We start from the raw sequence: 7,787 nt of genomic DNA, 5'->3' as shown, positions 1-7,787 counted from the left end.
GAATATATGTTTTTACTGTCAAATTACCTCTTTCTGAGCAGTAAGTAGTAATTTCTCCGGTTGCTTCAGGATAAAATAAACCTCTCTTTTCGTCTGCTTTTTTTGTGTATTCTTCAAGAAGTTTTAACTCATCTTTTGTTAACGGACCGGTAATCCCAAAGGAATTTTCGTTAAATATTATTGCTCTGTCTTTTAATTCAGGAGGAATTTGATCTTTTAGTTCAGCAGGGATTTCTCTGACTGATTGACTATAAACCTTTGACTGATAATTATATTCGTTAACTATTGATGCAAATAACACACATGCAATAATCAACAACATAAGCAGGCAAAAAGCCCGAATGACTTTTTTCATTTTTTGAATCTCCTGAATCTCAATTTAATTAAAGGATAATTGTGAACCAACATCATCAGCTGCCTCCTTTATTTTTCGCAGAATAATGCAAAGAATAAATAAAGAAATGAGAGTTTCAAAAAATATGCCCGGATATGATATTAAACCGGTAATAACCGATGTATCATAGCTAACTCTCAAGTCTGCATCCTTAAAGGCTAAATCAAATATCCATCCGAACAATGGAAGCATGCTCTGGAAAAAATCTGGGGGGAGCGGCTGGCCTTCAATTAATTCCGGACGGATAAAAAATGCAAGATAAGGTATTGCTGCAAGCGGGAAAAATAAGGCTTCAATCATTTCATATTTTTTCTGGAACGTTTTTTCAAAATAAAAAACGGTAATTACCGAAGGGCATGCTATCGAAAAAAAGAGTAATAGCAAACCTGAAATTGTAATGAGATAATCCCCGGGCGGCATTTGAATTATGTAGTTTGCAATTATTAGAAATGATGCTAAATAAAAAGCAGAAAGCAATAATATTTTTGTATATTTGCTATTTATGTTCATTAAAAGGATGTATAATGAAAATGACAGTACGAAGGGGAGTATTATAAAAAGAAATATAAAGATCATACTATTACCTGCTTCTCTGATTGAAAATTGGATCTGGTAATTTATATCTTCTCTCACTATGTTCTTGAAATGTTTTTTGAAAAATAAAAAAAATGCATGATGAAATAATTTATACTGATCTTTAGGAATTAAACTGAATGAGTTTTATTATTTTAAAAATAAGGGGTTTTTTAATGTTTTTTTTGCTGTCATGCACCTTTTTGTCCTGCTTTATGTTAAACTGATAGATCATATTTCTCTGATGTTATATTCATAAAGTAGACCAAACCCAGAATTGTTAGAGAAATACTCAATGTCCCTAATAAATTATAGATACAGGTATTTACGCTTCCCATACCGGCGTCCATTAAAATTGGCATTATTATTAATAATCCACAGGCTGCACCGAACAGTAAAAAAATATGTCTTGGATCGGTTTTAATTCGTGTTTCTTTAAACAAGATATACAGGTAAATTGACAAGAATACGGCTCCTGCAATAAGGGATGAAATAAATGACATAATAAGGAGCAGTGCTACAGAGGCAGGCAGAAAAATGTTTTTAACCGGTTCCCGCCTCCTTAAGGTAAATAAAATCATTAAAATCACTCCTAGAATAATCATGGAGAATATTACAGCACCAATATAATCAAAAACAAACACAAAGGAATCCATGATGTTTACATAATTCTCCATATCGCCTGCAGGCCCCTGCCAGTTATAGAAATTGTAGGGAATAAAAAAAGCAGGCAATGAAGCAAGAATTGCCGCATATCTTTTGGGGAGATGATCTTTAATTAAAAGTCCGGGAAGAACAAATGCAATAAAAATTGCAGGGATATATGCAATAAACCCGGGTATCTTCAGCAAAGGCGACACAATCCTAAGAGAAACCATCAGCTGAGTTATAAGAATGAGCAAAAAGCCAAGCCCTAAAATGTGGAAATAATAATTTTTTAGATTTTGTCGTTCGATGAATTTGATAAAAATATATGCAAAAAAAAGAGATATTAATCCCAACAAGGCCAGAATTAGAAGAAGCTCTAAATCAAATATCTTATTGGTATATCCTGTTAGTTCAATCATGTGTAATCACTTGTCTTTATGTTGGATGAATATAAACTGCACGGGCGCCCAACCAGCTTTTCCATGCAAGTTCTTTGTTTGACATATCACTCCAGCCAGTATGGATTGTAATAAAATCCCCACTGCTACCTTCTTTATATCCTATAGTGGATACACAATGTCTCTCCCAGACACCACACTTCCATAGTTCCATAAAAAAAGGATAATCGTTGTTAATTTGTGATTTTGCCCAGGAATAATCTAACCAGGTATTGTCTTCCACTGCGTTAAAAGAATATCCGGAATTACTAATTTCAGTCCTGATTCCCGGACCAACATTTGCAAAATCTGTTCCTTTACCTGATCCATATCCAATTATTGTGTGCATGGAATCACATAGAGATTCAATAAGTTCAGTTCCATCAGAGTTACCTGTTTCAATATTGGGATAACCGTTCTCACTCCAATATGCAAGGATCATTGCTGCAGCAACAGGTGCACATGAATTTGGAAGATGACTTGGCTGCTGATAAAAAGGAACATCATTTAAATTAGAGATAAATACAGTTCCTCTTACTGATTTTGATTTAGTGAGGAGATCCTGCTCAGCATTAGTACCAACCACTAGGTTTTTTTCTTTTTTGTATGTTACATAGTCATCATTAAGCAAGGGAATTTCTTTTTTTGATAAAAATTCCTGAGCATAAAGGTCAAAGATTAATTCTTCTTTTGAATCAGGATTTTCATATTTAACAAAATATGAAAAAGGACCACAATAGATCATTGATATTTCTTTATCTGAGTTTATTTGTATATCTCTGCCAGTTTCTGATTGAATCACTCTTTTTATTGATTCAATATTTTCTTCAGGAATTATATTTCCTTTACTAAATTCCAAAAGTTTATAATTCTCGCTTTTTGATCCAATGAGAATATAACCTTGATTTTTCTTTGAATCAAATAATTGATATGAATATGCATTTATTTGTCCGAATGGATCATAAAAGGTGTAATCTTTTTCAATATAACAATTTTTCCAATCGGCATAATCATAATATTCATTTGAAATATCTTTTACATATTTTTCAGCAATCTCTATAATTTCTTTATTATCCATTTTCTCTACCGCACTAACCGCCGGAACAAATACCGCCCCGACAAGTACCATAACCAATAGCAGGCTTAAAACCCGCATGCCTTTTTTCATTTTCATAATTTTTCCTCATTTTAATTCTTAAAACCGGCATGCAAACTTTAATCTGCGATAATGCGTCTAAGATAAAATGCCGGTTGTATCAATCGGTGGATAAATCATAGGAAAAGAAGGGAAAAGGATTGGTTAAGTCAGTCCCTTCTTTTTTCTGAAATTTCACTGGATTTTTTTTGGGGCAAAACCCCCTCCGGGTTGTCCGCACTGATGGTTTTGTAATAAGGCTATAAACTATTTCTATGTCAAAATTCGTCACGTTTATTGGTCTGGGATCTTTTATCGGGTAATCCTCTATCATTGTGTTCATAAACTGTCCTTTGAATTGGTAAAAAGAAGTGTCTGATTATATAGAGTCCTCATATTGTTGGAAAAATAAAATAGCAATTATTTTATCATAAACAGTTCTGCACCTTTCATATCCTGCTAACTTTACTTCTTTGATTGAAATGGGGTTTGGGTAAAAAATTATTTTTTTCTGTTCCGGGAAAATAATGTAATAATCAGTGCAATTGCTGGGATAACGGATAATATTGGTGCAGTTTGTTCTGTTGTCGGATTTGTCTTTTGGGAAATTGCTTTAGTAGGAACTGGTTGCACTGAAAGATTTCCAGTATCTATTGAAATCAAATCCGTTTTTTCTAATAAAATGCATAATCTTCCACCCGATGTTCCGCCTGCAATTACTTCTCCGTTATCTGAAATGAGTATCCGCTTTATTGGGCGTTCTATCTCGTACTTTGACTGAATTTCCCCATTTTCATCAAGGACAAACAGATTATCTTTGCATGAAGCTGCAACAAGTTTCCCGTCATCTGAGATTGCCGCAGATCCTATATCACCGGATGTTGTATTTTCGAATTCAAAACTCCATATAATACTGCCCGTATCGTTTATGCAGTGTACAATATATTCGCTTCCCGTGATAAGCCGGCTTCCATCCCCTGAGATGTCGATATAGACTGTAGGTATGTTATAGCAGCATTCTGAAGTATTGTCTTCTGTCAGGAAATTTAGGGTTCTATTGAATAATTCATTGCCTGATTTATCAAAGCATATTAACCCGCCGAAATCAACAATCTCAATAATACCGATGAGGTTTAGATTATCAGATATCGAAACTCTAGGATTTGCTGGTATAAAAGATGAATGTCTGATTTGATAATCCCATTGCAGTTCTCCTGATTTGGAATATAAACTTCCCTTTGTAAAAAGAGATGTGCCTATAAAGAAGAATTTCTCATCGGAAGAAATCTCTGCAGAGTCTAGCGCAGGAATACGTTTTGAAAAGAATTCGGTGCCGTTTTCATCAAAAACGTGGAGTGTGTGAGTATAAGGATCGTCTGGCAAATCCTTGTTATACACGAGGCAAAATGAACCATTTTCAGATAAAACTGTTTTAGGACTGCAGCCCTTTATTGATGATTGCCAGAGAAAATTCCCGGAATTGTCAAACAAAAGAACATTTCCTTCTTCAGATACGCATGAGATGTATTCACCATTTCCTGATATTGCAACTCCTGAAATATTCATACCTGTCTGATAAGCCCATACAGGAATCCCTTCTTTTTTAAGTAATGCCAGAATTCCTGTTCCAGGGTCTCCGGCGGCAATTAGATCACCAGAGGAGTTTATTGAAATTTGAGTGAAAATATCATTGCCAGTCGTGCATTGTTGAATTTCATTGGCATTGACAGGGCATGATATCCCCACTATTATAAGGAATATTAATACAAAATTTAATCTTTTAAATATCATTGCAAGTACCTAAAAATGGTTTAATCATTAATTAATGATTAAATGTGATTGATAGTTATAAATCATACCCTGCGTATCTGCTGCCTCCCAATATATTCGTTCATCTGCAGGGTCAGAGAATTTGTATAATCTGTCTCCATTTGTATATTGCCAATATCCAATACACACCTTTTCATGAGAGAATATTTTTCCGGTTTCAGTTACAATTTTAACTCCGGCAGATATTGGTCTGTATGCACCAATTTCTTTTTTTATAGCTTTATATGTAAGATCTGGGACCCCCTGAACGTCGGAAGATACAGTATTTGTTTTCCCCAATCCCCCCTGAGAATATGGATCAATAAAATAATTCAGATGATCAATCCAGCTGGGACAGGTGTTTGTACTAACTCCCATATGACTAGCTATTTCGCTTTGTGTTCTTGTTGTTGAAGGATAGTAATATTTTGTTATTATCAATGCAGATGCAATCATGCACCAATTTGATTTCTCCTGAAGTTCTTTTGGGAATGGAGAAATCCATTTAGATTCTCCTGTAGCTTTAGAACCTGTCATAATTTGATTATATGATTGAATGTTTGCTTCTTTTGTGGGTGTATCAACATCTAATCCTGAGATTTTTAAAAATAAAGAGTAATCTTCCATGTATTTGGTATTTATATTCCAGTGTTCAATATTTTTTGAAAATTGATCATTAGATAATTGCTGGTAATATGACCATCCCGTATATGTCTTCTCAATGTTTCTATTTGAGTTATCAGAGGTTTCATAAGCATCAAATATCAGGTTCATCTCTTTATTATTCGCCGGATCAAATATTTCTATCATGATGCCTTTTTTAGGATAGTCATAACAGACAATTTTTGAAGAGATTATATTAAAATCGGGATAATTGTTTGCAATAATTATATGTGCATTTTTTAGACTAGATTCAATATCATATGATTCTGGCTCACCGATGGATTGTACAGAAATACCTAATACCTTGCTTGCAGGAGTCATTATTAAACCTACTGTTTCTGCTTTTTTTTCTACAGAAAATTGATAGAATAATAACTTACCATTGATGTCGTAGATTTCCATCGGTTCTTTATTTATTGAGGCATCTATCCACGCTTTCTCATCCAAACCTTGTGAGATATATTCCCACAGGTATAAAGTTGCATGATCCAATGATGTTTCAATTGGGATATAGTTGTTTTCAATTATTGTTCCTCTTTCAGTTAAATTCAAATCTTCTTCCGCACTAACCGCCGGAACAAAAAACCGCCCCGACAAGTGCCAAAACCATAAGCAGGCTCAAAGCCCGCATGCTTTTTTTAATTTTCATTTTTACAGCCGGCAATGCAGATTTTAGTCTGCGATAATGCAGAAGAACCGGAACTGAATGCCCTGCTGGTTTTTTTACCAGTGCAAAATTTTTGTAAAAGAGAAAAAAAGATTAATTTGTGAAATCAGGTATCTCCCCTTCTCCTCTGAAAATTTCACTGGACTGGTTCCTAAACAAATTAAAAAAGGGTTTAAATCACAGGATTATGCCTTTGGGATTCTCCCCCCGGATTATCTTTTACCTAAGGAGTTATACCTGCTCTGACAGAATCATCGAATAACCAAAACCCAACTATACCAGTTGAAAAAAATAAGAGTGTTCTTAGTGATATTTGAATAGGTCAAATACAAACAGAATTAAGAACTATTTAAATTGAGCCAAACGGAAATATATATAGCCATTCCTATCTCTTCGATTAGAAAAATATAAAATCATTTATTTTTTAAGATATTTCTTTCGTTCATGTCACCAGATCTAACTTGTTTCATTGTCAGGAAATCGTTGACTCCTATCCTGATTGAACCACTACCTGTCTTGTTGCTCCACCCCACTATAGCATATATCTGTATGTGTGCGGGACTGATTTTAACATGCTGTAGTAAGAATGCAATAATAACTTCCATTCCAGTATAGGCTTTTATGAGAATATTCTCCCTTTATTTTCCGAATTTCCGTTTCGCCTGCTGAAACCGTATTTAGGAATGTCTCCTGACTATAATCCATATCACTGAATAATTCTTTCAATGATGGATATTTTTTGAAATCCGCCTCTGTAAGATTTATAGTATCCAATTGGTTCATTGCCTCTTCAGAAAATTCTGAGATATATATAGATCCGCCGGATTCATATAATCCAACAGAATGTAAAATAAGAACGATCATTAAAGGTAACAGGTTCGTATATGCTAAAAGCGCAATTATTGCAATGATAATTATCCCAATAATGATTTTTTTTCGTTTTTCCATCTTTTTCAAATCCTTTAATTGATGTAAAAAGAATTTGTAGTGAATATGAATTCAAATTACAATTTTTTTTTATATCTGGTTATCTCACTCTAAACAAGACCTGCTATGTTTTGCTTGACTGCGTTAATGGCTCCTGCATTATTACAATCTGAATTGCCATGGTAACTTGGTGATGAATATTCCCAGGTTGTAGTGCCACTTCCTAGATACATACTATACATGACAGTGGTCTTAAGACCAGGGGTAAACCATGTATATGCCTGATTAGGAACACCTGTGCCTTCGTGATTAGCGTCAAAGATATGTCCAATTTCATGGATAATACAATACATTCTCGCATGATATGATCCATCATAAAAGATATCGATGGAATTGGAATCAACATCATCAGATGCCTCATTTATTTTTCGCAGAATAATGCAAAGAACAAATAAAGAAATGAGAATCTTGATAAATATCCAAAATGAAGATATTAAACCGGTAATTTATATCTTCTCTCACTATACTCTTGAA

General features: G+C 34.1%; 8 protein-coding genes. All 8 read right to left on the bottom strand.

Annotated elements, in window-relative coordinates:
* A partial coding sequence (locus tag ACTB1O_RS08075) for a hypothetical protein (RefSeq protein ID WP_462994627.1) occupies window positions 1-355 on the bottom strand: 355 nt, incomplete at its 3' end.
* A gap of 24 nt (window positions 356-379) precedes the next feature.
* Window positions 380-694 carry a hypothetical protein gene (locus tag ACTB1O_RS08070; RefSeq protein ID WP_462994626.1) on the bottom strand — a complete coding sequence of 105 codons (315 nt, stop codon included), beginning with the start codon at window positions 692-694 and terminating at the stop codon, window positions 380-382.
* 491 nt (window positions 695-1,185) lie between these two features.
* Window positions 1,186-1,644 (bottom strand): hypothetical protein, encoded by a 459-nt coding sequence (locus ACTB1O_RS08065; protein ID WP_462994625.1) that lies wholly within the window; start codon window positions 1,642-1,644, stop codon window positions 1,186-1,188.
* 406 nt (window positions 1,645-2,050) lie between these two features.
* Window positions 2,051-3,226, bottom strand: a complete 1,176-nt coding sequence (locus ACTB1O_RS08060) for a C39 family peptidase (protein WP_462994624.1) — start codon at window positions 3,224-3,226, stop codon at window positions 2,051-2,053.
* Window positions 3,227-3,308: 82 nt separating this feature from the next.
* On the bottom strand, window positions 3,309-3,530 hold the full coding sequence (locus ACTB1O_RS08055; RefSeq protein WP_462994623.1) for a hypothetical protein: 222 nt from the start codon (window positions 3,528-3,530) through the stop codon (window positions 3,309-3,311).
* 158 nt (window positions 3,531-3,688) lie between these two features.
* Entirely contained in the window at window positions 3,689-4,978 is a 1,290-nt protein-coding gene (locus tag ACTB1O_RS08050) for a hypothetical protein (RefSeq protein ID WP_462994622.1), read from the bottom strand.
* A 27-nt stretch (window positions 4,979-5,005) separates the two neighbouring features.
* The gene (locus ACTB1O_RS08045; RefSeq protein ID WP_462994621.1) at window positions 5,006-6,211 is read right to left on the bottom strand and encodes a hypothetical protein; all 1,206 of its coding nucleotides are present in this window, start codon (window positions 6,209-6,211) and stop codon (window positions 5,006-5,008) included.
* 682 nt (window positions 6,212-6,893) lie between these two features.
* The gene (locus ACTB1O_RS08040) at window positions 6,894-7,274 is read right to left on the bottom strand and encodes a hypothetical protein (protein WP_462994620.1); all 381 of its coding nucleotides are present in this window, start codon (window positions 7,272-7,274) and stop codon (window positions 6,894-6,896) included.
* Between the last annotated feature and the right edge of the window lie 513 nt (window positions 7,275-7,787).

It is taken from the genome of Methanomicrobium sp., assembly GCF_055145805.1.
The sequence above is the reverse complement of the archived record's forward strand: the minus strand, read 5'-3'. Positions and strand labels throughout refer to the sequence as shown.

Bases quoted from the DNA above. Each gene is read 5' to 3' on its own strand.
- ACTB1O_RS08070 (WP_462994626.1), bottom strand. From the start codon at position 694: ATGATTGAAGCCTTATTTTTCCCGCTTGCAGCAATACCTTATCTTGCA.
- ACTB1O_RS08065 (WP_462994625.1), bottom strand. From the start codon at position 1,644: ATGGAGAATTATGTAAACATCATGGATTCCTTTGTGTTTGTTTTTGAT.
- ACTB1O_RS08060 (WP_462994624.1), bottom strand. From the start codon at position 3,226: ATGAAAATGAAAAAAGGCATGCGGGTTTTAAGCCTGCTATTGGTTATG.
- ACTB1O_RS08055 (WP_462994623.1), bottom strand. From the start codon at position 3,530: ATGAACACAATGATAGAGGATTACCCGATAAAAGATCCCAGACCAATA.
- ACTB1O_RS08050 (WP_462994622.1), bottom strand. From the start codon at position 4,978: ATGATATTTAAAAGATTAAATTTTGTATTAATATTCCTTATAATAGTG.
- ACTB1O_RS08040 (WP_462994620.1), bottom strand. From the start codon at position 7,274: ATGGAAAAACGAAAAAAAATCATTATTGGGATAATTATCATTGCAATA.